General features: G+C 33.9%; 24 protein-coding genes. 3 read left to right on the top strand and 21 right to left on the bottom strand.

Annotated elements, in window-relative coordinates:
• Positions 1 to 262 precede the first annotated feature (262 nt).
• Together mgtE and rsgA are read left to right on the top strand one after the other, a co-directional pair.
• Entirely contained in the window at positions 263 to 1,627 is a 1,365-nt protein-coding gene (gene mgtE / locus IAE45_RS00910) for a magnesium transporter (protein ID WP_200124516.1), read from the top strand.
• A gap of 152 nt (positions 1,628 to 1,779) precedes the next feature.
• Entirely contained in the window at positions 1,780 to 2,721 is a 942-nt protein-coding gene (rsgA, locus tag IAE45_RS00905) for a ribosome small subunit-dependent GTPase A (RefSeq protein ID WP_081119455.1), read from the top strand.
• A gap of 316 nt (positions 2,722 to 3,037) precedes the next feature.
• Here rsgA and IAE45_RS00900 read toward each other — a convergent pair whose 3' ends face one another.
• From IAE45_RS00900 to IAE45_RS00855, 10 genes are all read right to left on the bottom strand, one after another.
• The gene (locus IAE45_RS00900; protein WP_086292379.1) at positions 3,038 to 3,391 is read right to left on the bottom strand and encodes a DUF2200 domain-containing protein; all 354 of its coding nucleotides are present in this window, start codon (positions 3,389 to 3,391) and stop codon (positions 3,038 to 3,040) included.
• A gap of 96 nt (positions 3,392 to 3,487) precedes the next feature.
• Positions 3,488 to 3,775, bottom strand: a complete 288-nt coding sequence (locus IAE45_RS00895; RefSeq protein WP_200124514.1) for a hypothetical protein — start codon at positions 3,773 to 3,775, stop codon at positions 3,488 to 3,490.
• A complete protein-coding gene (locus IAE45_RS00890) occupies positions 3,772 to 4,050 on the bottom strand; it encodes a hypothetical protein (RefSeq protein ID WP_077453357.1) in 279 nt (92 codons plus the stop codon). The genes IAE45_RS00895 and IAE45_RS00890 overlap by 4 nt, the downstream gene beginning before the upstream one ends.
• A 37-nt stretch (positions 4,051 to 4,087) precedes the next feature.
• Entirely contained in the window at positions 4,088 to 4,456 is a 369-nt protein-coding gene (locus tag IAE45_RS00885) for a hypothetical protein (protein ID WP_081119453.1), read from the bottom strand.
• 1,065 nt (positions 4,457 to 5,521) lie between these two features.
• A complete protein-coding gene (locus IAE45_RS00880) occupies positions 5,522 to 6,049 on the bottom strand; it encodes a hypothetical protein (protein WP_200124512.1) in 528 nt (175 codons plus the stop codon).
• The gene (locus IAE45_RS00875) at positions 6,036 to 6,938 is read right to left on the bottom strand and encodes a tyrosine-type recombinase/integrase (RefSeq protein WP_200124510.1); all 903 of its coding nucleotides are present in this window, start codon (positions 6,936 to 6,938) and stop codon (positions 6,036 to 6,038) included. The genes IAE45_RS00880 and IAE45_RS00875 overlap by 14 nt, the downstream gene beginning before the upstream one ends.
• 77 nt (positions 6,939 to 7,015) lie before the next feature.
• Complete coding sequence (locus tag IAE45_RS00870; protein WP_200124508.1) at positions 7,016 to 8,491, bottom strand: glycoside hydrolase family 1 protein; 1,476 nt, start codon at positions 8,489 to 8,491, stop codon at positions 7,016 to 7,018.
• A gap of 18 nt (positions 8,492 to 8,509) precedes the next feature.
• Entirely contained in the window at positions 8,510 to 8,860 is a 351-nt protein-coding gene (locus tag IAE45_RS00865) for a PTS lactose/cellobiose transporter subunit IIA (protein WP_200124506.1), read from the bottom strand.
• A 2-nt stretch (positions 8,861 to 8,862) separates the two neighbouring features.
• A complete protein-coding gene (locus IAE45_RS00860; RefSeq protein ID WP_200124504.1) occupies positions 8,863 to 10,113 on the bottom strand; it encodes a PTS sugar transporter subunit IIC in 1,251 nt (416 codons plus the stop codon).
• 111 nt (positions 10,114 to 10,224) lie between these two features.
• Positions 10,225 to 10,545: a PTS sugar transporter subunit IIB gene (locus tag IAE45_RS00855; RefSeq protein ID WP_200124503.1), complete on the bottom strand. Its 321-nt coding sequence runs from the start codon at positions 10,543 to 10,545 to the stop codon at positions 10,225 to 10,227.
• Positions 10,546 to 10,725: 180 nt separating this feature from the next.
• Here IAE45_RS00855 and IAE45_RS00850 point away from each other — a divergent pair, with 180 nt between their 5' ends.
• Positions 10,726 to 12,645, top strand: coding sequence for a BglG family transcription antiterminator (locus IAE45_RS00850; protein ID WP_200124502.1), 1,920 nt, complete (start codon positions 10,726 to 10,728; stop codon positions 12,643 to 12,645).
• Positions 12,646 to 12,732: 87 nt separating this feature from the next.
• On the opposite strand, the gene IAE45_RS00845 is transcribed toward IAE45_RS00850, so the two are convergent.
• The 11 genes from IAE45_RS00845 to IAE45_RS00795 all read right to left on the bottom strand — a co-directional run bounded on the left by IAE45_RS00845 (position 12,733) and on the right by IAE45_RS00795 (position 24,072).
• Complete coding sequence (locus IAE45_RS00845; protein ID WP_200124501.1) at positions 12,733 to 13,137, bottom strand: hypothetical protein; 405 nt, start codon at positions 13,135 to 13,137, stop codon at positions 12,733 to 12,735.
• A 13-nt stretch (positions 13,138 to 13,150) separates the two neighbouring features.
• Positions 13,151 to 13,714 (bottom strand): EF0163 family protein, encoded by a 564-nt coding sequence (locus tag IAE45_RS00840; protein ID WP_200124500.1) that lies wholly within the window; start codon positions 13,712 to 13,714, stop codon positions 13,151 to 13,153.
• An 8-nt stretch (positions 13,715 to 13,722) separates the two neighbouring features.
• A complete protein-coding gene (locus IAE45_RS00835) occupies positions 13,723 to 14,805 on the bottom strand; it encodes a glucosaminidase domain-containing protein (RefSeq protein ID WP_200124499.1) in 1,083 nt (360 codons plus the stop codon).
• Positions 14,802 to 16,787, bottom strand: coding sequence for a CD3337/EF1877 family mobilome membrane protein (locus tag IAE45_RS00830; protein ID WP_200124498.1), 1,986 nt, complete (start codon positions 16,785 to 16,787; stop codon positions 14,802 to 14,804). The genes IAE45_RS00835 and IAE45_RS00830 overlap by 4 nt, the downstream gene beginning before the upstream one ends.
• Positions 16,788 to 16,802: 15 nt before the next feature.
• Complete coding sequence (locus IAE45_RS00825; RefSeq protein ID WP_200124496.1) at positions 16,803 to 19,307, bottom strand: ATP-binding protein; 2,505 nt, start codon at positions 19,305 to 19,307, stop codon at positions 16,803 to 16,805.
• The gene (locus IAE45_RS00820; RefSeq protein ID WP_200124494.1) at positions 19,252 to 19,728 is read right to left on the bottom strand and encodes a TcpE family conjugal transfer membrane protein; all 477 of its coding nucleotides are present in this window, start codon (positions 19,726 to 19,728) and stop codon (positions 19,252 to 19,254) included. The genes IAE45_RS00825 and IAE45_RS00820 overlap by 56 nt, the downstream gene beginning before the upstream one ends.
• A gap of 3 nt (positions 19,729 to 19,731) precedes the next feature.
• Positions 19,732 to 19,962: a TcpD family membrane protein gene (locus tag IAE45_RS00815; RefSeq protein WP_200143114.1), complete on the bottom strand. Its 231-nt coding sequence runs from the start codon at positions 19,960 to 19,962 to the stop codon at positions 19,732 to 19,734.
• A gap of 16 nt (positions 19,963 to 19,978) precedes the next feature.
• Positions 19,979 to 20,941 (bottom strand): conjugal transfer protein, encoded by a 963-nt coding sequence (locus IAE45_RS00810; protein WP_200124490.1) that lies wholly within the window; start codon positions 20,939 to 20,941, stop codon positions 19,979 to 19,981.
• Complete coding sequence (locus tag IAE45_RS00805; RefSeq protein ID WP_200124488.1) at positions 20,938 to 21,336, bottom strand: hypothetical protein; 399 nt, start codon at positions 21,334 to 21,336, stop codon at positions 20,938 to 20,940. Before IAE45_RS00805 ends, IAE45_RS00810 begins: the two co-directional genes overlap by 4 nt.
• Before the next feature lie 12 nt (positions 21,337 to 21,348).
• Entirely contained in the window at positions 21,349 to 22,524 is a 1,176-nt protein-coding gene (locus tag IAE45_RS00800; protein ID WP_200124487.1) for an XRE family transcriptional regulator, read from the bottom strand.
• Positions 22,525 to 22,689: 165 nt separating this feature from the next.
• Positions 22,690 to 24,072: a hypothetical protein gene (locus tag IAE45_RS00795; protein WP_200143113.1), complete on the bottom strand. Its 1,383-nt coding sequence runs from the start codon at positions 24,070 to 24,072 to the stop codon at positions 22,690 to 22,692.
• Positions 24,073 to 24,089 lie beyond the last annotated feature (17 nt).

Here is a 24,089-nt window from a genome sequence, read left to right as displayed (position 1 = left end):
CGCTCCTTACAAAGGGAATATATTAGAATAAAATTTTTCGTCTGCAAGCCATATTTTTCATGTTTTAAAAAAACTATGTGATATAATGAGTAAAGTTGCTGCTCTATCCCTTTGGTGCTTGTTTTAATAACAGGTATCTCCAGCTGCGGAACGAAATTTCAGCTGTCTAGCAGACAACCTTCAAACGAAAGAAATCCGGACAATTTTCTGAACGATTTCCTTTCTTTCTTTGGGCAAAATTATAGGAGAAGGAGTGTATCCCATGAACCAGCAAGAAACTATCTTACATTATTTAAATAAGAAAGACTCTGAAAAATTAAAAAAACTCGTATCAGAAATGGAAGAGCTGCCGCTGTTACAATTATTCAGTAATTTATCCGCGGATGAAAAAGTGATCGTTTTCCGACTATTACCGAAAGATAAAGCCCTTATCCTATTTGAAGATTTGACACCAGCCACACAACAACACTTGTTACGCTCTTTCACCGATGAGCGGGCAACCGAATTTGTAAACGAAATGGCCCCCGATGTCCGTGTAAGGCTCTTGGATGAGCTGCCAGCCACCGTCACGCAAAAACTTTTACAATCGTTGGCCCCCGATGAACGAGCCGCGACAAACCTCTTATTAGGATATGAAGCTGAGACTGCTGGCCGTTTAATGACACCGGAATTCATCACACTGAAAAAAGACATGACAGTCAATCAAGCGTTAGAAAAAGTGCGGATGCAAGCCAAAGAAAAAGAAACGATTTATACGCTCTATGTGACCGACCAAACGAAAACCTTAGAAGGGGTCTTGTCATTGAAAGATCTCTTGATGGCACAAGGGGAGCAACTCATCAGTGAAATCATGTCACGAAAAGTAATCTATGTGACTACTGACACGGACCAAGAAGAAGCGGCACGTTTGCTAAATGAACTAGATATCATTGCGCTACCAGTCGTAGACAAGGAATCACGAATCGTTGGGATCATCACTGTCGATGACGCCATCGATGTCATCGAGCAAGAAACGACGGAAGACATGTTTAATGCCGCAGGTTTAGTCGATGTTGCTTCTAATGAAGCAGACCGTAGTAATGTTCTGATCAACGGCAGCCTTTGGCAAATTTGGAAAGTCCGATTGCCGTTTTTAGTGATCACTTTGGTTGCTGGTCTTTTAGCTGGGGTAGTCATTGATGAATTTGAACAAACATTGGAATCGGTGGCAGCTGTTGCAATCTTTATTCCTTTGATCATGGATATGGGGGGGAACGTTGGAACACAGTCCTCAACTGTTTTTGTTCGCGGGATGTCATTAGGGCATATTGATCTTTCGACCTTCACCCGCCATTTCTTTAAAGAGGTTTGGATTGGCTTGAGTTTAGGTTTGATCGTAGGAATCATCTCCGGCACCGCCGCTTCACTATGGCAAGGGATCCCCATGTTAGGTGTGGCTGTTGGTGTTTCGTTAGTTTTTGCCATGACCTTAGCCGCAGCACTTGGTTTCTTAGTTCCGTTTGTACTTATTAAACTGAACATCGACCAAGCAGCCGGTTCGGCACCCATTATTACCTCAATCAAAGATATTGCCGGCTTGTTTATCTACTTTATTTCTGTAAATGCTCTCTTGGGACATTTACTTTAGCCATCCGTCCGTTCCGATGGTATAATAAAGCGACATCACATGATGAGCACAAAATAGAAAGGGGAAATGTCTTATGACAAATCAAATGAAGCAACATCAACTCGGAGGTTTCTCTTTTTAAGTGCGGCCTCCTAATTAACTGGAGGGAAATCATGGAAAAACAAGGAATTGTGGTCTTTCAGGCCAAAGATATCGCAAAAGTCCGCTTGACTACAGGAGAAGAATGTTTAGCAACAGTTACAGGAAAATTTCGCCAGCAGGCACTAGCACCCAAGGATTATCCTATTGTTGGTGATTTTGTACAAGGGCAGGTGTATGATCAAGATCATTTCTTGATTGATGCTTTGCTCCCACGAAAGAGTTTTTTACAACGAAAAGTAGCCGGAAATCGGACGGATGAACAAGGGATCGCGGCGAATATCGACACGGTTTTTATTGCAACTAGCGCCAATGAAGAATTCAATTTCGCTCGGTTAGAGCGCTTTGTCACGATCGCTTGGGACAGCGGGGCTAATCCGGTGATTCTCTTGACCAAAGCCGATCAAGTCACAGCTGATGAAAAAGCAGAGCTACTGCAAGCATTAAACGATGCATTTGGTGTGAAAACATTTGCTACGTCCATTTTTGAACCAAACGAATTGCTGATGGAAACGTATTTTTCTGACGGACAGATCAGCGCATTTATCGGTTCATCTGGGGTCGGAAAGTCCAGCTTATTAAATCAGCTTATGGCGCAAGACGTTCAAAAAACCAATGACATACGAGAAGATAGTCGAGGACGACACACGACGACGAGTCGTCAGTTATTCACTCTGCCCTCTGGCGCAATGATCATCGATACTCCTGGTATGCGGGAAGTTGGCATCAGTACCGTCCGCTCAGCTTCGATCGACCAATCCTTTGAAGCGATCAGCCAGTATGCTGAAGGTTGTTTCTTCCGAGACTGTCGTCATGAAACAGAACCGAAGTGCGCGGTCAAAGCAGCCATTGCTGCCGGTGAGCTTTCAGAAGACGCCTTCGCCCGCTATCGTAAAATGGAAAAAGAACTGGCGTATTTGAAGCGAAAAGAACAGATCAAAGAATTGAAAAAGTAACAATGAGCACTCCTTTCATTTAGGAGTGCTTTTTTGTGCGTTTCCAAAGAGTCTGGTTAAGTGGAGAAGAGGAGAGCTATAGACAATGTCCTTATGTTTTCACGAAAAAGGCGGCCAATTCCAAAGGGCACTACATGCTAAGTGGTTGAACTAAGCTAAGGTTGCCTAGCTGGTTACAAGCTGTCGTCAAGAAGCGCAGCATAAAAAACACAGTGGGGTGATTTCCCACTGTGTTTTGAGCAATGATTTGCCCCTGCCAAGGTACTTTCCAGTATAAAGGGTTGATCTGCAAATGACAACTTGAAAAAAGAGGGGGTCATTCGACAGAGCGCAAAATTTTCGTCATGGCTTTTCCTTTCGCCAGTTCATCAATTAGTTTATCTAGATAACGAATTTCTTGAACCATTGGCTCTTCGATCTCTTCTACCCGAATCCCACAAATGACACCAGTGATCTGTTTTCGCGCTGGATTGAGCTGTGGGGCTTGACTAAAAAAGGTTTCAAAAGAAAGCTCCTCATTCATCTGTTGCAGCGTTTCTTGGTCATAACCAGTTAGCCACGTAATAATCTGATCCACTTCTTCTTTTGTTCGATTTTTCCGCTCTGCTTTGGCAATATATAGGGGATAGACTTTCGCGAAACTCATTTGGGTGATCTTTTGATTTTTCATGATATGCTCCTTTAGTCTTTACACAAAGTATACGTTATTTTCTTCGTTTTGCCGAGATTTTCGACACTTGTTGTGTGCCCAAAATAGGCGAGGGGACTAAAGAATGATCTTTTCTTCTTGTTCACGAAACCCTAGTACTTTTTGACGTGACTCGCCATCCCAATAGAGCAAGTCCAAATTCTTATGCAGCATTAGCTGTGTATATAATTCTTTCAGCGTCAGAGCAGGCTTTTTTGGTTCGAAAAATAAAATCAATTGGTTATGGCTATCTTGAGCGATCGTCGTAAAAGGAATCAGGTTTTCTTTGTACGTTAAATAAATTTCTTGGTAATCCGCTGCACTCGATGACGTTGTCAGTGCTGTTAAGAGGTCTCTTGCTCTCATAATGAACCCGCCTTTACTGTTTTTTGTCGATAGGCATCGATATCCAACATGATTTTTGTTTTGCCGTACACCGTATACTTTTGCACCACGAATTGGTGGCGCTTATTCCAATAGCCACCTACAGTTAGAAACATGCCGTCATCAACATCCCCTAAAAAGTTCAAACTGTGTTTCGCAATCAAACAGTTGGTGGTACCTAGTGTAAAGCGGACCAAAGGGGAGGGGGCAAAGGAAACGATCCTTATTTTTGAGACAGTGCCTTTTTGTGTTTGCATCAGGTGTTCCTCCTTTAGTAAGTAGTAAAAAGCAGCATCATTCGTTGAGATCAAACCATTTTTTCTCTTCATAAAAAGCAACATGACGAATCTCATCATAATGGATTTTTTCTGTTGTTTCTCCCGTCAAGTAAATACCTAATGGATCATAACCACTGATTTTCCCGATAATATCTGGAGGATAGCCGCCTTCTTCATTGACTTCTTCTCGTTGGATCGCCACAGTTAGGTTCTTTTTCATGGCTTCAAATAAACACTGATTGATTTCTTCCGTTGTGAGTGACGGCTTAGGTGGATAATCAAATTTACGTGTCGGCTCTTCTTCAATTTCAGTTGTATGCTCAGATAAAAAGAATCCTTGCCACTTTAGCTTTTTTCGATCTTCATATGGTTGCAGCATACCCATAGCAATCACCTCTTATCTATATAATACAAACATACGTTCCCTTTTGTAAAGCGAACAGATTTTTAAATTTCCAATTCTTCTATGCAAATTCAATACGTAATAGGATACATTCTGTTCCGTACTTGTTGCAGCTAATGGGCAGCAACAATTGGTTTTCTGTTTTTAATTTTGAATTTGTATCAGCTGATAAAGAGGTTTAGAAAGGAGAAGGGGCGTTGAATCGTTAGAATAATTGCTTTTGGATCAATCCGAACCTTATGTATTTTATCCTAACTAGCGGCACTTTAAAGCAAAATCCATTCACTAGCCGTCGAAAAGCTAGTGGACAGTAGCAGGTTTGATCTTATTGGCAAATGATTCTATTTTTCCAAAGAATGATCAACGGCGCTTTATTCAGACTTTTTTAGCAAAATATGGACGTTTATGATGACCTATGAACATTACAATTATATTAAATAACAAAATTACCCGATTTACCTACATGACTCTAGGGTTCTTTTTTATCGAATCATGTAATAGATATGTGTTAGCAGTTGCAACGTCTAAGCACCTGTATAAGAACTTTGAAACGGATTGGCTATATATGAATAAAGTTATAGAAAAAAACTTAAAGATTTTCAAAATGATTATAGCATACAATCAAACCGATCGGTTCGTGAATCAAGGCTGATAGCTTGAATCTGTATTTGCTGAGATAAAAAAGACGAATCCGCAAGTAACTTGCTACAAGACAGTTAACAATCTGTTGATCAGCAAATCATAAAAAAATCTGAAAAAACTTGTAAAAAAAGAAAGCTTAGTTTTAGTTGAATATTAGGTGAATTAATGACAATTTACTGATAAAAGTCATTCGGAGGGAGGTAAAATGATGCAGAATTGATATGAACTGTCTAGAATGGCACGAACTCTTTTTCAAATACATCTTTGTATAATATATATTATGTAAACCAGTATAAATAAAAATGTTAAAGCGCATGATACCAGTGGTCTCGCCCGCTTTTCCTGAATGACTTATTGATTACAATACTAAACTAGCATATTTTTTCGTGTTTTACAAGTGATAACCTATTTTTTATCTAAAAAACTTCTAAATTGCCCATATTCAATCCTGAATTTTTTTACATCTAGTGAAAAAAATAAACGCAAACTATTGAACTCATTAAAACGAACCAAATATGGTAAACGATTCTTTTTGACGTGTCGATTGAACACAATCTGACTTAATCCTGTATATTCAATACATTCATGTTGCGACCAAACGTAAGTATCTAATAAATCTCTGATATAGTTACGATCTTTATTTTTCTCCTTAATCAACGTATGATAATCAGCATACCCTTGAAAATGTGTTTTTGTTTGTACATAATCGGCAAACAGTTCAATATCTTTACGAGAAAACAAACGAAACGTTCGATTTTCACTTAATTTTTTGGTATAAACTGGTGTTAAATGCCTTTTTTGAATATGAATCAATACTGCATTTGGTCGAACATGAAGGTATTCAGCAACTTCTTTTGTGGTCAATAACTGTTTTTGATCAAAAAGTTGTTTAATTTCATGACGTTTTTTGCTATAGCCATCAGTCTCTTTCATCATCCTCTTTCTTTATCCTTCCTCTCGGTAAATAATCATAAATAGTCCGTTGCAACGTCTTAAATTCTAGTTGTGTGTAGTAGTTGGTTGAGCGAATATTTTTATGTCCAGCCAATACTTGAATATATCGTAGATTGACTCCCTCATTAATCAAATACGCAATGATACTTCGCCTTAGTTTTAGCGGTGTGACATAGAGATTGTATCGATCACTAATTTTTTTAAATAAACCAGTAATCTGACTTTGTGTTAATACCCCACCCTTACGACTTATGAGGAGCTGTTTATGCGAGTGATTAAATTCTTCCATTCTGGATAGTCGGAAGTCATAATAATCATACCATGATTTATATAGATAGTCATTTCCGATCAGAAAACGATTGGCTTCAGTAGTATAAAAATAAATGGATTCATCTTCAAAGGAAACTTGATCTATCTTTAGATTTAATAGCTCTCTATTCTTTGCAAGTGTAGCAAGAAACATTTCTATGATAAAACGTTCCCTGAAGAACAACTGTTGATCAGATTCAATTGACTCTATGAACCGAAACAATTCATTTTCATACAAAATATCTTTCGAAGGCTGATAATGATAATTAATAGTTGTGTAGGCAAAAATATTTTCTGTAACAATACCTTGATCCACACAATAATCTAAAAAATTAGATATGAAATGGACTTTAGAATAAACAGTTACTTTGCTATTTATTTTTAAAATATCTTCCATATAGTTATATTGTTCTTGTTTTGTAACAATCATGTATTTATCTGAAGATAAGTATGAAATAAAATTAATTAATATATATCTGACTTCTTCAATAGTGGATTTTGCTAAACCTTTATTGTTCAAAAAATCACAATATTGGTTGATAATTAACCTATTACTCATTGACTCTCCTCCTATTTTTGTTTTTGTATTAAAAAAAGAAAACCAAGAAAGTCAACTCTCAGTTCTCTTTTTTTAAATTATTTATCCAATACAGGTAACAAATTATCGCTTACTTCATACAATGATTCACCGTGTGTTTCAATCACATTCTGGAACCATTCAAAACTATCTTTCTTAAATCGTTTTTTTGTACCATTGCCAAGATTATCCATGTCTACATAGATAAAACCATACCTTTTACTCATTTCTGCACTAGAGGAACTAACAATATCTATTGGAGCCCAAGCTAAAAATGATAAAATATCTACGCCTTCATCTATACACTGCTTTACAATTTTTAAATGAGTTCTATAGTAATCCATTCTATAGTCATCGTGCACAGTTCCGTCTTCTACTGTATCTATTGCGCCATAGCCATTTTCTGCAATAATCATTGGAATTTTGTATCTATCCCAATATTGAGATAATGAGTTGTAAAAACCTAAAGGATCAACTCGCCAATTCCAAGGTGTTGGTTTCAAATGTGGATTTTGCTCATAATCATTAATCGCCATTGTATTTTTTTCGTAATCAATAATATAGGTTGCATAATAACTAATACCAAGAAAATCCATTGTATTTTCTTTCAATAACTCTTTATCTTTTTCAGTAATATTTAAGTTTATATTATTTTCTTTAAAGTATTGTAAAGCATATTGTGGATATTTACCCTCAAATTGAACATCTGTAAAGAAATATTGCATGCGATTCTTCTTCATTGTCCAAACTACATCTTCTGGTTTACAACTAGCAGGATAACGTGTATTGTCTGATACCATTGTACCAACCTGAGTTTTTAATCCCATTTTAGTTGCTAATTCCTTAACCCTAGCTTGAGCAACAAACTGATTATGGACTGCTTGATACATAAGTTCTTCCATATTTTCAGCTTGATCATCCATTAATCCCAATGATCCAAAATTAACTGTTGGTACCAGATTAATTTGATTAAAAATAATCCAATATGGTACTTTATCCCCATACCTCTCTAATAAAACTTTGGCGTATTTTACAAAGAAATCAATTACTTTTTCATTTGCAAAGCCACCATATTCTGTGATTAGAGTAAGAGGAAAGTCATAATGTTCCATTGTCATAATCGGAACCATACCTTTTGCAATAATTGTATCAATTAAATTATCATAAAATTCTAGTCCTTTTTCATTAGGCATTTCCTCGTCACCTCTAGGAAAGATCCTTGACCAAGAAATACTCGTTCTAAATGCCTTTAGTCCTAATTCTGCTAATAAGTCTAAGTCATCTCTATAAGTATGATAAAAATCAATCCCATAGCGTTTTGGATAATATCCGACTTTATCATTCAAACGAGCTTCAATAGTAGCTTTAGTTCCGCCACCTTCGTATTTAATATCGCTTGTATCAGTTTCTGAAATATATTTGTGTAAATCGGAAGATGATAAACCTCTGCCATCTACATCATAAGCCCCTTCAGCTTGACATGCTGCAATAGCACCACCAAACAAAAATTCTTCTGGAAATTTTAATTCATTCATTATATATCCCCTTCCCTTTTATTTATTGTCGTTAATAAAGAAAGAAATCTTACGTAAAGCCATTATGATTTTTTCGCTTATATTTAGTTCAGATTTAATTGTCATCAATGTATCTTGAGCATGAGTAAAAAGCAATGAATGTGGATATTCAATACCACGTGCTTCATCCTGAATAATATTTGTTTGAGATACATGCGCCTTCGTAATTTCTTCTTTTGCTTGTTTCATCAATTTATCGGCTTCATCAAAATTATCATCATTTGCTTGATCAACAGCTTGACTACAAAAAGTTCTAGCATTCCCAGCATATAAAATAATTTGCATTGCAGCTGTAATTAGTTGTTCTTTTTTTTCTTCAATTTCTTCCATTTTTATCCCTCCACAGCAGTGTCTTGAACTAATTCTTCTTGAATTTTTTGTTTTTCATAAACTTTAAAGAATGGGTACCAAATTAATAAATATAATGCAAATAGTACTGCCCACCATAAAAATGCTCTAAGATCGTCAGTAACTAGCCAACTGCTAAATGGTGCTGGTATTTGACCAACGAATAATAGTTGAGAAGGAATATTCAACAATCCAGATTTCATTAGAATCCACACATATGTCGGTCCGACAATTCCATTAATCCAAGCTGGTACCATCAATAATGGATTAAATACAATTGGAGCTCCGAACGCTACTGGCTCATTAATATTGAAAATAGAAGGGATAATAAAAACTCTTCCTAAAATCTTAAGTTGTCTTGATTTTGAGAAACACATTAAAACATTTAATCCCAAGGTAGCAGCAGTCCCACCCATAGTAATAAAACCTAATGTAAAAACTGTCTCGTTTGTGGCAATATACATTGCTGGATTTCCAGCAGCTACAGCGTCAATATTAGCCTGAATTCCTGATAAATATATAGGTAATGTAACAGCGCTCCATAACCAAGTGGAAACACCTAGTGTGTAGAAAAATACAGGGATAGCGCACATCAAAACGAATCCTGGAAATGATTGACCAATGGCAGCTAAAGGTTGAAATAAACCTAAAATTAAACTAAATAAATTTAAGTTAAAATATGTGACTAATACCATTGCTATTCCAAGAGAAAGAAAAATAGGAATAATGTTGTTAATCCAACCCGTAACAAAATCAGGAATTGAGCTATCTTTTAAAAACTTTAGTTTTGCCCATAAATTAAAAATTACTGCTACATACAAACCAACTATTATTCCTACAGCAATACCAGTCGGACCTAAATTGGTTAATAGAGTTGACAAAGCCTCAGTGTCATCAGAATTTGGCATTACTACCATAAGTAATACACAAATTGCGACTATACCAGCAACCGTACTATATGCTCCATGCTTTAATTTTTCCATTGCTTGATTAGCTACAGTGAATGCGATTACCATTGTAATAAGGCCGAAACTATAATTCAAAATTGGCGAGAGATCCGGAAGTACAGGTACAAATGAGACAATAACATTATATAAATAAATTACTGACCCTGTTAAAATAAATGGAATGATTTTTTGCATTGACGTGGATATCGCAGACAACCACGGTCTTGAAAATAAACTATTCATTGTTGGTGCAAAAGAATTTGATAGCCAGTTCATAAACTTTTTCATTTTCAGTGTTCTCCTTATTGTTTATTTCCCTGTATCAGTGTATTCTTAGATACAAAGAGTTTCATTTTTCCGATGATATTTCTTTTTTAGCTAGGAGTGCAATCCTAGCTTTTATTTGTTTTCTTCGATAGTTTTAATAGCTAAATCAACTAGACGTTGTCCATCAAGTTGAGCATACATATCTTGAGGAATCACTACTACAGGAAACCCATAAGGTTCTGCAGATTTTTGATAATCAGTTAATTCTGGAGCGTAATGTGGACCTAACATTAAAATATCGATATTGTTAAATAGTTCCGTTACTTCCGAAGTACTTCGAGCTTCTATTGTTGCTGCTATTTTTTTCTTTTTAGCATATTTTCTGGCTTTACTTGCTAAAAATCCACTAGACATTCCTGCTCCACAACATAATAAAATTTTAACTTCTTCCATGTTTAACACCTCTTTCTTTTGATATATATATTATGCCAAATATTTTCCATATAAATCATCTATTAATTTTCCGCCAATTAGGAAAAGCTGTTTTCCACTGACTAGGAAAAACTATAATTGACACTTTTATTTTTATTCCATAAGATTAAAGTAAAATTCAAAGAGTTAGTAGGGATATTTTTGAAAGAAAATTTGACTAATTTAATATTATACTTAATCAAAGCTGAAGAAGTAACTAATTCAAAAGTACTTTCTTCATATTTAAACGTATCGACAAGAACTATTAGGAATTATATCCAAGAAATAAATTCCTTTTACAGTTCAAAAATAATCGACAGTACAAAAAATGGATACATTATAGCTGACAAAGACAAAGCTCGATATTTATTAAATCAAACTATAGAAAAAAATGAGCGAATGCTTCCTCAAACAGAAGATGAACGAATCGATTTTATTCTTTCAAAATTTTTGAAGTCTATTTTAGAAATCAATTTATTTGATTTATCAGAAGAATTAGCAATAAGCTATGCTACTCTGAAAAAAACTATCAAAAATACAAATTATTTTTTGGAAGAATTCAATCTTTACCTATCTTCTAAAGAAAGTGAATTAATTTTAATTGGTACAGAACAAAATAAAAGAGCTTTAATGAGGTACTATTTATATAATAATTCGACTGAAAATATTCTTTCTATAAAATATTTGGAAAATTTCTTTGGGAGAAATACAATACAAACTATTTTAGCTTTTTTTGAACAAATTAATGAAAAATTTGGTTTACAGATGAATGACTTCTCTTTGAGAAATGTTTTACTACATTTGGCTATAATTGCCAGCAGAAATAAAGAAGGTGAATATCTATCAGATAGTGAGATTGTTGAATTTGGTTTAGATGATCCTGTTATTACAGTTATTAAATTGGAAAAATTCATTTACGAATTCTTCTTAGAAAAATTTGACATAGATTTAGCAACGTCAGAACTACATCAAATTTCAATTTTGATTCAAACAAACTCAAATGAACTAAATGCAAATAAATTAATTGATAACGGTATACTTAATGAAATTGAGGATATTTTAAATCAACTAAAAAACTATTACTATTTTCCTATTAATTACAAATCTTTTGTAATACCTTTTTCAATCCATTTAAAAGGTTTATATAAAAGGATTGAAATCAAAAAATTTAATAAGAATCCATTACTAAAAGATATAAAAATATCTTCTCCTATTTTATATGATATAGCTTTATTCATAGCTGATATTATAAATAAGAAATTAAGCACTAAAATACCTGAAGATGAAATTGGCTATATAGCTCTTCATCTAGGTAATGCTATTAATAAAGACAAAATTAATATGGAAAAAGTTAATGTAGTCTTAATTTTACCAGACTATCTTAATTATTCTGAAAATATTTTTGAATCATTAAAAGAAGATTTTGCAAGTGATTTGAACATTATTGCGGTAGTTCAAGACTCTTCAAAATTAAATATGTTTGATAACATTCAATTAATTATTTCAATATCAAAAATTGATATAAAAGCCTTTGATAATATACGAAACATTATTATATCTCCTTTCTATTCTGAAAAAGATCAAAATCAAATTAGAGAGACAATTATAAGAATAAGAAAGAATACTGAAAGAAGATTTATGAAGATTAATCTAGAAAGATTTCTTAACGAAGAACTTTTTTTCTTAAATATAGATTATAAAGATAAGTATGATATTATTTATGCAATGTCAAAAAAAATGAGAGAATTTCGTTATGTTACAGATACTTTTAATGAAGAAGTTATCACTAGAGAAAAAATGTCATCTACTGCTTTTAGAGAAATAGCAATACCACATAGTATTGTAATGAATGCACCTAAAACAATGGTATCTATTTGTATAAATCCGTATGGTATCGATTGGGGAAATCAACGAGTAAAATTAGTTCTACTTATCTCTGTTAGTAAAAAAGATAATACTGTCTTTCGTAAGATGTATGAAAATTTAGTAGATACTTTGTCAGAAACAAACAATTTAGAACAAGTTATTTACTCAAAAAGATTTTCAGAATTCAAGGAATCCATACTTTCCTTATGGAATTAAAAAAGTGTAACTATTTATAAATTAGTTACACTTTTTATTGTGTAAATTAAAGTTAGAAGCAATTTTTTGATAAATCCTAAATCCTTTTCAGGATTTAGGATTTAAATTTGTTTCTTTGTATATTAGTTCTAATGATTTTAACTTTTTAAGATCCATATTACTATTGATTGTAGAAATATATTCCAATTTTTCCGAACCGAACTCATACAAATACCAGTATTCAATCACCTTTACTTCTTGTATTTTCTTATTTGTTACAGGAACATTCAGACGAAGAATCACACCTTCATGTTTGTATTCTTCAGCAATTGAAACATAGGTATTACTTTCTTCACGAGTACCATATTGAGTATCTTCATTTGAAATTTTAGCTAAATCAGCATAAGCTAGATCAATAATCTCGTCATATTCATTCGATTTGTCACCACAAGCAACAAAGAATACACTAGCAATTACTAAAAAAATCAGATGAACTAAATTTTTCTTTTTCATTTATTTCTCCTTTCTACTGAACTTGACGCATATAATTAATCGACAAATCATCTATTTTTTGATTGTCTGCAACAATAACTTCTAACAAAATTTTATTCCATTCACCGTTTACTTTTTCTTCACCAAAAATCAAGAATCGATCGTTGGTTTCTGTGTCTTTAAATACGCTGTATATCTTCCCTTCTGCTTTATATTCAACTTTTGGATCAACGTCTATCGTGTACTCTTCAATAGCTCGATTAGTTAAAAAACTTTTGACAGATTGGTTTCTATCATAGATTGAATGATAGTTAGTCCATTTGTAGCCAAAATCTTTTAAAAGTTTTATTGTTGAATTATCAGGCTTTTCAGCGGTTTTGTTCTGCTGTATTTCTATAATTTGTTGCTGTTGTAATCGATTCTCCAAAGACTGGATTTTTTCTTCAGCAATTAATAATTGAGATTGTAGTTCTTGTTTTTCATTGTTTCCCTTTTCAACTAAGTATCGTTGAATTAGAAATAATGATAAGATCACCGCTAAAAAAATGAACAAGTTTACAATAATTTTATTACGTCTTCTTATTCGAATGGTACTCACCTACTCCCTTAATTTTTCCTTACTAGACTTCTAATTTTCGTCATATCGAACGTTCTTGTGTACTTAGCATTTATTCGACCTTGACCAGCATTTTGTTCATAAGTATCAAAAGAACCATCTGAATTTACTCGATAAATCACACCAGTATGTCCATAAATCCCTGGGCTTAATGTTCCTCCATGTTGCCAATTGACAATATCACCAGCTTTTAAATCACTTGCTTTTGGATTCATAATGACCGACCAACCCAACGAATCCCAATCATAGTCTTCGCCAATACGTTCAGCAAATAAGAAACCAGATCCCATCATAATTGGACCGCCCAATTTTTCAACATAAAAAGCAGTTAGTCCATAACATTCACCATTGTTAAGTGTTTGTCCAAGTGTATTTTCTAAAATTTGAATTGTTCCACCACCACTAACCATTTGTTCTGACTCACGAGAATTTTGATCCCCACTGCCCCAGCGTTGCTGTGCGAACTTATCATATTCAGACCAATCTTCATTATCAATAAAATTCAGCACAGTTTTTAAGTAAGGACTTTCTTCTCCAATTCCAGAAGCTGCATAGCCACCATTTCCAATAGTAACTAACGCTTCTCGTGGATTGGTAACACCAACTGCCTGATTAAAATTATTTTGACTAGCAATCATATGACCATAATAAGAGAAAGACGCTTGAATATTTGGGAATTTCACATAATTTCCACCTTCACTGCCATTGATTCCACGAGCAGAACCTTTTCCATAGGGCGCACCCTGAAACCATGTAATACCAAAAAAATTGTTATCGTTTTTAGCAGAAAATGATCTTCCCCACATACTTTCATAAGCCCATTGTCCTAAGACAACAGAAGGGAGAAGGCGATATTTCACACCTACTCCCACCGCTAATTGTGCCACTTCATCTGTTACATTACCTTTACCTTTGATTTCTTTGAAAATTGGTAGTTCGGTTGTAAATTCTCCTGTATATTCAACATTTTGAGAACCAGTTGATAAACTTTCTTCACCAGAAAAGCCTAAAGTTAAAACAAAAACTAGAAAAATCCCAACATATAAACAAATAATTATTAATGTCTTTTTCATTCGACCACCCACTTTTTATCAGACCGTAATTGTTTTAATCTTTCATCAAAATCAACTTGTCTTTCTACTTCCGATAGATCATAGGAATGATCTAACTCATTTGATACCTCAACACTTTCCGTCTGAACAGATTGTTCAACTCTAATCTCTTGTTCTTTAACCGTAGATTCAGGAATCGCTGAAGAATCGCTTTGTGTAGAATCTGAAACAATATGTTCCGTTTCATGTATTTCTTGTTCACGTTCTATGACTGGAAGTTCTGCTGAAACCATACTTTCATCTATTTGCGAATGATTGATAATCGGTGTGAGTTCGATTTCCTGTTCTTCTCGAATCGGCGTTGAATGAATATCTTCATTTTTTTGATCATTAGAATTTGAAACAAAATGACTAGAAACAGATTCCTTTTCGTTAGAAACCTCTGTTTTCGTTTCATTTACTTTTTGTGATTCGCCTTCAGAAGTAACCACTTCCTGTTTTATGTCACGATTCTTTTGATTTGTCTTTACGGCTTCAGTTTCTATTTCTGTTTGAACCGCTTGTTGACTTCGAGACATATTCTCAAATTGATTGAAATATGATCCTGTTTCAACTGTAGCAACATCTGGATATTCCGTAGTAATACTACTGGAGTCTTCAGAAGAACCTGTCTTATACTTAATTTCTTTCACACGTTCTTGAATTCGTTCTTTTGTGTTGTTAAAGCCTTCATGTATTGCTTTAGGAGTCGTGGTTTGTACAAGATTATTTGTCAAAGTCTGAATAATCTTGTCTCGATATTTCCAGCCAAAAATTAAAATCAAACCTTTTACAATAATATTGACGATAAACACGCCTACATTTGTCGGTTCAAACAATAGATCGACCCCAATTGAAATGAAAGAAACGATCAGAATTGCCAAACCTAACAAACCTTTCATAAGTAACAGACTAATCACTTTCACAATCCCATTCAATATTGCGTTACTGTATCGAGGAATAATGCTTAATAAAACTAGCACAGGTAACGCATAATATAGAACTAAAGCAGCTAATTGTAAAAGCAAGTTGCAAAAAGCAATGACAAATAAAGGTACACCATACAAAACAGTTGAGAACATTGAAAAGAATGAAACAGTCAATTTATATCCCACTTTATTTGTTGTAATAAAAGGATTATCTGAATCATTTTGCTTAATTTTTGTTTCGATTTCTTTGATATTGTCTTCATTGCTAGCGTCTTCTGTTAAATATTCTCTTGAATCACCATAGTTTTCATTGATTTCATTCTCATTGGCAGTACCATAATTCATTAAAAAATAAGGCTTTTGAACAGAAGTATCAAAATACATATTTCGAATAACGGTGACACTATCAGTCATATCCCCATCAGTGCTTGCAACCTCATTTGCAAAATCTGTTTGATTCGCAACAGACATTACACTAACTTGAATATCACTAGAAATATTATTGAACGTATTCAATATAGATTCACCAGATTGAAACCAAAGCATACTAACGAATAAAACAAATAGTAGTTTTGCAAATTCTTTATAGGCTTGTATACTGCTTTTGATAAAAAAGCTAAAGGCAATCATACCTAAAGCAATTACTAAAAGAATTGGTAGAAAATTTGCTTTAAATTCATTCCACAGAGCTTCGGACAGTGAAGTAACTATTCCTGATAGCTTACCCAAAGCGTCAGCTTCAAACATAAGTTTTAAAGCAACATCTACAACAGACCATGCGACCTTTTGCAAGGAAAATAAAAGATTAGCTATCCCATTAATCATGTTCGGTTGCGTATCACCAAACATGAAACCAGTAAAGCCAGTAGAGGAATCTAAGTAACTACTATAGCTATCGAGATCATATTGTTCAGATAAAAGAGAAGAAACTTTTTCAAGAACAACATCAGCAAATACTGTTTGAGTAAAGAAGAAAATCATTAGCAACATTCCAATAGGCAAGGCAAACAATAAATATCTTCTTGATTGTTTCAAAGGTTCACTCCCCTTCTATATGACTGCATATTTTTCTTCGATACTTCCAGACGTACTTTTCTTAATGGTTTCTGAAGCCTTGTCCATTTCTTCAAATAGACAGTGAACAGTAATTTTGCCAACTCTTCCGTAAATATCTTTAAACAAACATTGACCTTGTAACATACTTTCTAGCCATTTTCGATTGCCTTCAGTATCTTCAATTTGCATATGTTCCAAGATTTCTTTTCGCTCACTGGCTTCGTCAAATGCAAAAATAACCCCATCTTGTCCTTTGTTCTCCTCGTCAGATACATCAAAAATAGATTGTGTGACAAGCACGCACATATTACTCATGGAACGCCCCACACGTTTAATGCTTTTCAAAACTCGTTTTCCACCTTTAGCAACGCTGAAAATCCATGCTTCGTCAAAAATTTCTACAGTAAATTCTTCAGGATTAGACGCCCCAAACATTTCACAGAACTTCCCTAATGGAAGCATTAAACAAATAGATTTTCGTTCAACATCTGAATAATATTCTGGATCATCTGTTTCTTTTGGTAATTCCAATCCACTAATTTCAAGGATTGTGACACGTCTTTCTAAAGAAACACCATCATTTTTGCCCCAACTAAAGCCTAAGCGAAGAATACTGTCCTCAATCAATTCAGAGAGCAATTCGCCAGCAGCTGCAATGTCAGGTTGTTTAGATTCTATTAAAAGCTGAATGACATTTAATAAACCGACCTTCTCACCACGCTCACGTTGTAAAATAACTTCTCGAATCGCTCGAATGATTGCTAACTTGATATGATCTTTGTCACGAGTATCATATAACTGGAAAATCATGCTTTCTGCTGTTTCCTTCGCTTCCATACCTTTCAAAAATACAATAGGGTCTAATGTTCCCCAATTTTCTTTCTTGCTAGCGTCCAGAGTGACATAATGAAAAGATTTTAAATGCTCTATAAACATTGGATATTTTTTTTGCATGATTGGATCGTGGATCACACGTTCAAACCAACGACGCAATTCTTTCTTAGGATCAATATATAAAATTTTCAATTTCAGGAAAGACAAATAATAAAACAGTAGTTTAATTAAGTAAGACTTTCCTTTACCAGTTTGCCCAGTAATCGTGATATGTGGACTAGCGGTTACTGAATTTTTAATGTTTTGATTGGTTGCCAGCGGATTGAGTAACACAATTTTTCGTGATCCGTATAATGACACTGAACGATCTTTACTAGATTTCGTATCGTCTACACGTCCGATATACCAACCACTATTATTTCCAATCATATTGGTGACACCAAATAACATTTCACTTAATCCATAGCTATTACTGTATTGAATCCACTTTTTGTAATTATTGACGCTCTCTCCTTGTAATAATTTATAGAAAAGTTCCAATTGATCGCTTAAAGGACGAAAAACTTTTATATTCCTTACACCTAATAATTGTTTCAATGTATCACCATGACGTTTGCATTCTTCCAGTGTTTTTCCGTACACAACAAAACAAGCAAACCATCGTAAAATAGGTGTACCAACTTCTAAATCATCTTGCATGATTTGTAAAACTGCTCGATTCTGAACTAGCGATTTTCTGACATTATCACCATCTTGAACTGCTTCTTTTGTATTCACTTTAAACTTTCTATTTTTTCCACTTGCCTTACTTTTTAAACCACTGATTCCATTTGCTTGTTCGAAATGAGCTTTGACGTGTAATTCGCAAGGGAATTTCATTTCTTGTGCCAGCGAGAATAAGTGATTATTTGCAAAATTCACTGGAAATTCTGCAATTGGAAGAAAACTGACGTAGCTATCACCATCAAAATTTCGTAATTTAATGAAACCAGCACGCTCTGTTGGATCAAGAATTGAATCCGACAATTCAAAAATCGTTTCATGACGACTTTCTTTTTCCATAGAATGCTGAATATCACGAATAAAATTGTATCGATTCAAATAGATCATTTCATCTTCTTCCAACCGAATGACTTTTCCGACTCGAAGCAAAGAAAATAAATTCTCCTCTGCTGGTTCATAACGATCAAAAAAAGTTGAATCAGTTTCCATGTCATAACCTAAAGCTAAAAACAAACGCTTAGTGACTTGCTCATAGGTATCTTTGAATACTTCTTTTAAATCATCAGCATACTGATTCTCTTTCAGTTTGACACCTAAAACAAAAGAAGAATGTGTAATCATGCCCATTTCATTTTCAAGTAACCGAACAGTTTCTTTTGCATAATATTGACCTATTTTTTTATTATCCGTAGCAAGATCATCTTCCAAATCATGAAATTGAGCTGTTAAATCTCGTTCAGGTGGATAAAGTTCTAAATGAAAATCTTTATAATCCTTCAAAGAGTTAATTAGATACGCCCATAATTCTTTTGATTGTTCTTTTTGTTCTGTATTTTGATTGGCAATATATTTAGGTCTAACCTTGTAATACGCCCAAATATCACCCTTACTTGTTAGCAATAAATTTTTGTGAATTGTTTTTTGCGGTAATGTTAACTTCATTCGTTGCCCCCCTTTGTTCGTCCAGCACTTCTAGTGAAGTAAATACAACCTCTTCTTCCAATAATTCAATAGACTGTTCGTGATTGTATATTTTTCTCGGCATTTTTTCTAGAATAAAATAGACAGTCAGATCCCACACATATAACCAAATAGGCTTACCATCACAAGGCAAGCCTATCAAGAACATAGTAATTAAATATGGAATTCCCAATGAGACAGCTAAATCTAATTTAGGAAATAATTTTCCAGAAAATTCAACAGGTATCTTGAATAAAAAATTAAATACAAGATAAGTAAAAATAAAAATCATTGTGGTATCTAAACGAAATGTCCAAGGCAAATTTATTTTCCAAAAAGAAATTTTAAACGTAGTTGGTGCATACATAACACCAGTGTAATTAATCGTTCGATTATTCTTCATAAACTATCTCCCACTTAATAAATTGGTTAAACCTTCCATCCAAGCAATAATTGTTCCTTCAGGATTTTGAACAAATACATAGAACATGCCACACGCAATTAAAGAAACGATAGCTCTTGAAGTATCACGTTTAAAAGCACTGATTCCACAAAAAATAATCAATCCGATAATCACTGCATACCCAACTTCACCTTGAAAGTATTCGTAAATTCCTTTTAATGATGGTAAATTCATAATTTTTCCTTCTTTCTTATTCATTAAATTGATCTAGTGTTTGTTGAAACTTCTCAACAAAATACTTTTGATCTCGTAATCCTAATTTCAATTTCATTTTTTGTTTATAAGATATATTTGAGTCTTTTTGCTTCAAACGAACAGATAAATCAACAACAGGTTCATCTTTTAAGCCGAACGCTTTCAAATCTTCAAGTAGAATCTCAAACTCACCGTTCAGACCTTGTGGTTCATTCATTAAATATTTCAGTTGTTCTAAGTCACCTGATTGATAGATAGTTAAAAATTGTTCGACAAATCCTGTAATTTGTTCAACATCTGCTCGATCAGTAATTTGTTCTGCCCTTAGTGAATCTGTTACTAGATTTTCACCATTGCCATTTAGAGAATTTATATCAAAGTTACTAATATATGGTTCAGATACAACGACAAATTGGTCATTATCTTGCATAACTGGAATATTAAAAGCAACAGAGTAAGAAGTTTCTCGATCATCTTCAGAAAATCTGTACGTCACGTTATAAGTAGCAATACCATAGGAATTAAAGTTCTGATATTTCCATGTTGAAATATTTACTAACCATTGACGCTGATTTTCAGGAAGTCGTAATTCTTCAAAAGTTAATCCATTGGCAGACATATTATTTAAGACATTTACACGATTTTCCATTGCTTGTTCGTCATTTGTTAAGTTGAAGTAATTTGTAGAAAAACGTCTCAAAAAAGTATCTAAAGCACTATCTTGATTCAATAAATTTTCATTCAAGTTTGATTTTTTTAACTGACTAATTTCTTTATGCAAATCTCGGTTGATTGCAACTACACCATTCATGCGGACAAACGACAAAATATTGAATACGAACCAAAGACCTAAAAGCGACCAAACAAAAAAAGCAAGAAATTTACTATTCACTCGCTTTTTGGCCATCGGTACTTTTAATTTTTGATTTTTTTCTTTACGCTTAAATTTGAGCTTCATTTGAACCCCCTTTTCCCCTTTTCAAGAAAATTAAAATATTGTCTTACTTTTTGAAGCATATCTGTATAATAAAGATCACTTGCATAAACCTTTATTTCTTGACTATTAAATGACTTAATCCTTCTTATTTTATAAAAATCATATAGTGATCGAGAAGTTGACATTCGAACAATTTTTTTCTCAACATACAACGTAGTAACGTCACTTAATCTTTTTTCATAAATGACTGGTAAACTTGGTGTAAAAGGTAAATCATCACGTTGTAACAATTCTACTACTCGAAAATAATCTTCATAATCTTGTTGAGTAGGCTCTCCTTTTGTTTTAGAGAAGCCTTGACGAAGTAAAAATTCGTTCAATGTTTCCTTCTTAATCAACTTTAATTTAGCATTCATTGCCCCACTTCCTTAAATAACCCAATCTAGCGGTCTACCAGTTCGAATTTCAATGATATGGTAGTCCTTATCGGTCAGATTTGCATTTTCAATCATGTCCTCTAATTCCGTTGTGCCTTCCAAAATATCAACTTCACGTACAATTTTCATACTTGCAGAAGTCTTAGTCCGTAGCCAGTTCAATTTTTTCTCATAGAAATCTTCTCTAGGAGCAACCGTCAAAGGAATACGTTTAGCAGTGCCGATTAAATTTTTCCATTCAGGATTCATAGGACAATCTTTCCTTCTCACACCGTCAACTTTATCAATAAAGCGTATTTGATAATTGACAAATCCCATAACGATTTCAGCAACATTGCCTAGTTCACAAATCTTGCGAATTAATTCTTCTGCTCGATCGTCCATTACTCGAATTTCATAGCGATTTTTTATATCCACCTCTTCCACCGGAATTTTTTGTTTTTTAGCGACTTCATAATTCTTTTGATAAAAACAAAAATAAACATCTGAACTTTGCGAACCCAAATAGATTGTTGTTCCCTGATTCTCACTATTTGCAAATGAACCAGATGATTGATAACTATACTCTTGAAATCTAGGAACGCATTCCTGATTAAATATTTTATTGAGAAGCATTGGTATGCTTACTTTCTCCTCATAGTCATTGATTGCTACGTCAATTCTTGTAAAATGACAATTATGTTCTCGGCATAATTGGAAAAACTCAATCCAAGTACGATTTTGAGCTTTCAAGATACTTTCAAATTGCCGACAACCACGACCACTTAATTCAATTAACATACCTCGATTGTCCTTTTCTGCACAACGCAAAACTTTAATCATATCAATACGAAAACACTCGATATAACCGAATTGTGCAGTCGTTTCATTGTTAAAATATTCTTGTTTCATTCGCAGTATTTTTCCAAAGATTAAATTTGAATCTCTAGTAGGAAATTGAATTCGTACATAGTCAAAACAAATCTCTAACGATTTTTTTCGATCCAATTCTGCTAATTTATCCAAAATTTTCTTTTGGTTTTTCTCACTTGTTTCAGTCAAACCTTTTTCCAAACGAACTAGCGTACTTTTTGAAATACCAACGGTATTAGCGAATTCTTTTTGAGAATAACCTAGCTTACTCCTTGTTTCTTTTACTGCTTCACCTAATACCGCAACTATACTCATGTTTCACCTCACTGAAGCGTGACACCGCAAAACCCACGTTCAAAGGTAAAAAGTGTCACGTTAGTTTTTATAAAATGCTTTTATATCAAGATTCATTACGGTTTAATGGTCAGTTTCCTTCGGCTAGTTACCCCCCTGTTAGAAAAGGGGGGGTCAATTATTTTGTCAATCGTTCGCTTCAGTATTGATCGCTGGTGAATCCACGTCTGCTACGTCTACCGCCTGAGACTCCGTCTCGGACGCAGACGTGGATTCACCTAGCAACGTAGCGACTTCTTGAACAAAATCATAGCCTTTTGGAACAAGAGGAGCGAATAACTGACGCACATATGAACCACCACTATAAGCATATCCCCACGCTTTCACTTCTTCCCCTTGATCTTTATATGCTTTGTCCGAATCACCGAAAACCATAGCATAGCCCTGTGGTTGCATTTTCCCCAAAGTGACACGCAAACCAAATTGATCACGCATACCATCAGGTAAAAATTTTGCGTCAGGACGTTGCATACCCATAACCAAATAAAAGCCGAGTTGACGACCTAGTAAAATAATCTGTTTCAAATTTTCCATAATTTTATTTTGTTCTTTAAAATCAAGAGAAGATAAGTAAGCAACATATTCATCAAAAAACAAGACTCGTGGTGTCATTTTAAAATCTCGATAATCAAGTCCAGACTGACCGCCACTCAATTCTTTCAATTCAACTTTACGCTCTTCCATATCTTCTCTAAACTTACGAATACACATATCAATGCCATTTTTAGTATCAAAGACATGACCGTTAAAAGAAGGAATTGTTTGAAAGTATGACATATCCGCCATTTTAAAATCACAAATTTCACACTTGAAACCTAATGCCACAAAGACTTTTAAAAGATACATCATAAAGAAGGACTTTCCACCACCAGTGACTCCAGAAATCAACGCATGAGGGAATTTAATATAGTTCCAGTTGTATTCTTTCATTAGCGGAACTTGCCCTTCTGATAGACTAATTTTTTCAACATTTAATCTTGCATGTTTTGGTGAATATAGCAATTTATAGCGAATGTAATCTTGTTCATTGACAATTGCTACCATATCACCAAAAAAAGCATGCTCTAAATTAGCTCCAATTTTAAGAAATCGTTCTTGATTTGCTTGTAAATCAGTAGGAAAACGAACGGTAATATATCCATTTTTTCTACGATAATAAATTTTAGGAAAATAAACGATCTTCTCTTTTGCTCTACCATTTGTAGCAGTTACTTTTTTTGAAACATACATACGATTATTCATAACCATCTTACCTAAGTAATCCATATGCTTCAGGCTTGTTAAAAACGATCCATTCATTTTGGATCGACGCCACAAAACAAAAAAGGCAATTTCAAATAGGAATAAACCACCTACTAAAATTACCAACGACAAAACTAATTCCAATTTTTCATAAAATAAAAAGTAATACAGCAGACCTAACACTATTCCAACAATCAAATGAACGACTGAAAGAAGTATAAGTAATATCTTGCTGTGATATTTTCTAATCCTATAACCTTTAAACAATAAGTCTCACGCCCTTT

Origin of the sequence: Enterococcus sp. S53, from assembly GCF_016516865.1 — a bacterium.
GTDB classification, from domain to species: Bacteria; Bacillota; Bacilli; order Lactobacillales; family Enterococcaceae; genus Enterococcus_D; species Enterococcus_D innesii.
Note: the sequence above shows the minus strand (reverse complement) of the source record. Positions and strands in the feature narration are given on the sequence as shown.

Coding starts and splice junctions, on each gene's coding strand:
- IAE45_RS00815 (WP_200143114.1), bottom strand. CDS start 19,962: ATGAATTTACCATCATTAAAAGGAATTTACGAATACTTTCAAGGTGAA.
- IAE45_RS00825 (WP_200124496.1), bottom strand. CDS start 19,307: ATGAAGTTAACATTACCGCAAAAAACAATTCACAAAAATTTATTGCTA.
- IAE45_RS00865 (WP_200124506.1), bottom strand. CDS start 8,860: ATGGAAGAAATTGAAGAAAAAAAAGAACAACTAATTACAGCTGCAATG.
- mgtE (WP_200124516.1), top strand. CDS start 263: ATGAACCAGCAAGAAACTATCTTACATTATTTAAATAAGAAAGACTCT.
- IAE45_RS00860 (WP_200124504.1), bottom strand. CDS start 10,113: ATGAAAAAGTTTATGAACTGGCTATCAAATTCTTTTGCACCAACAATG.
- IAE45_RS00805 (WP_200124488.1), bottom strand. CDS start 21,336: ATGAATGCTAAATTAAAGTTGATTAAGAAGGAAACATTGAACGAATTT.
- IAE45_RS00885 (WP_081119453.1), bottom strand. CDS start 4,456: ATGGGTATGCTGCAACCATATGAAGATCGAAAAAAGCTAAAGTGGCAA.
- rsgA (WP_081119455.1), top strand. CDS start 1,780: ATGGAAAAACAAGGAATTGTGGTCTTTCAGGCCAAAGATATCGCAAAA.
- IAE45_RS00890 (WP_077453357.1), bottom strand. CDS start 4,050: ATGCAAACACAAAAAGGCACTGTCTCAAAAATAAGGATCGTTTCCTTT.
- IAE45_RS00800 (WP_200124487.1), bottom strand. CDS start 22,524: ATGAGTATAGTTGCGGTATTAGGTGAAGCAGTAAAAGAAACAAGGAGT.
- IAE45_RS00870 (WP_200124508.1), bottom strand. CDS start 8,491: ATGAATGAATTAAAATTTCCAGAAGAATTTTTGTTTGGTGGTGCTATT.
- IAE45_RS00835 (WP_200124499.1), bottom strand. CDS start 14,805: ATGAAAAAGACATTAATAATTATTTGTTTATATGTTGGGATTTTTCTA.
- IAE45_RS00900 (WP_086292379.1), bottom strand. CDS start 3,391: ATGAAAAATCAAAAGATCACCCAAATGAGTTTCGCGAAAGTCTATCCC.
- IAE45_RS00895 (WP_200124514.1), bottom strand. CDS start 3,775: ATGAGAGCAAGAGACCTCTTAACAGCACTGACAACGTCATCGAGTGCA.
- IAE45_RS00820 (WP_200124494.1), bottom strand. CDS start 19,728: ATGAAGAATAATCGAACGATTAATTACACTGGTGTTATGTATGCACCA.
- IAE45_RS00880 (WP_200124512.1), bottom strand. CDS start 6,049: ATGAAAGAGACTGATGGCTATAGCAAAAAACGTCATGAAATTAAACAA.
- IAE45_RS00875 (WP_200124510.1), bottom strand. CDS start 6,938: ATGAGTAATAGGTTAATTATCAACCAATATTGTGATTTTTTGAACAAT.
- IAE45_RS00855 (WP_200124503.1), bottom strand. CDS start 10,545: ATGGAAGAAGTTAAAATTTTATTATGTTGTGGAGCAGGAATGTCTAGT.
- IAE45_RS00810 (WP_200124490.1), bottom strand. CDS start 20,941: ATGAAGCTCAAATTTAAGCGTAAAGAAAAAAATCAAAAATTAAAAGTA.
- IAE45_RS00845 (WP_200124501.1), bottom strand. CDS start 13,137: ATGAAAAAGAAAAATTTAGTTCATCTGATTTTTTTAGTAATTGCTAGT.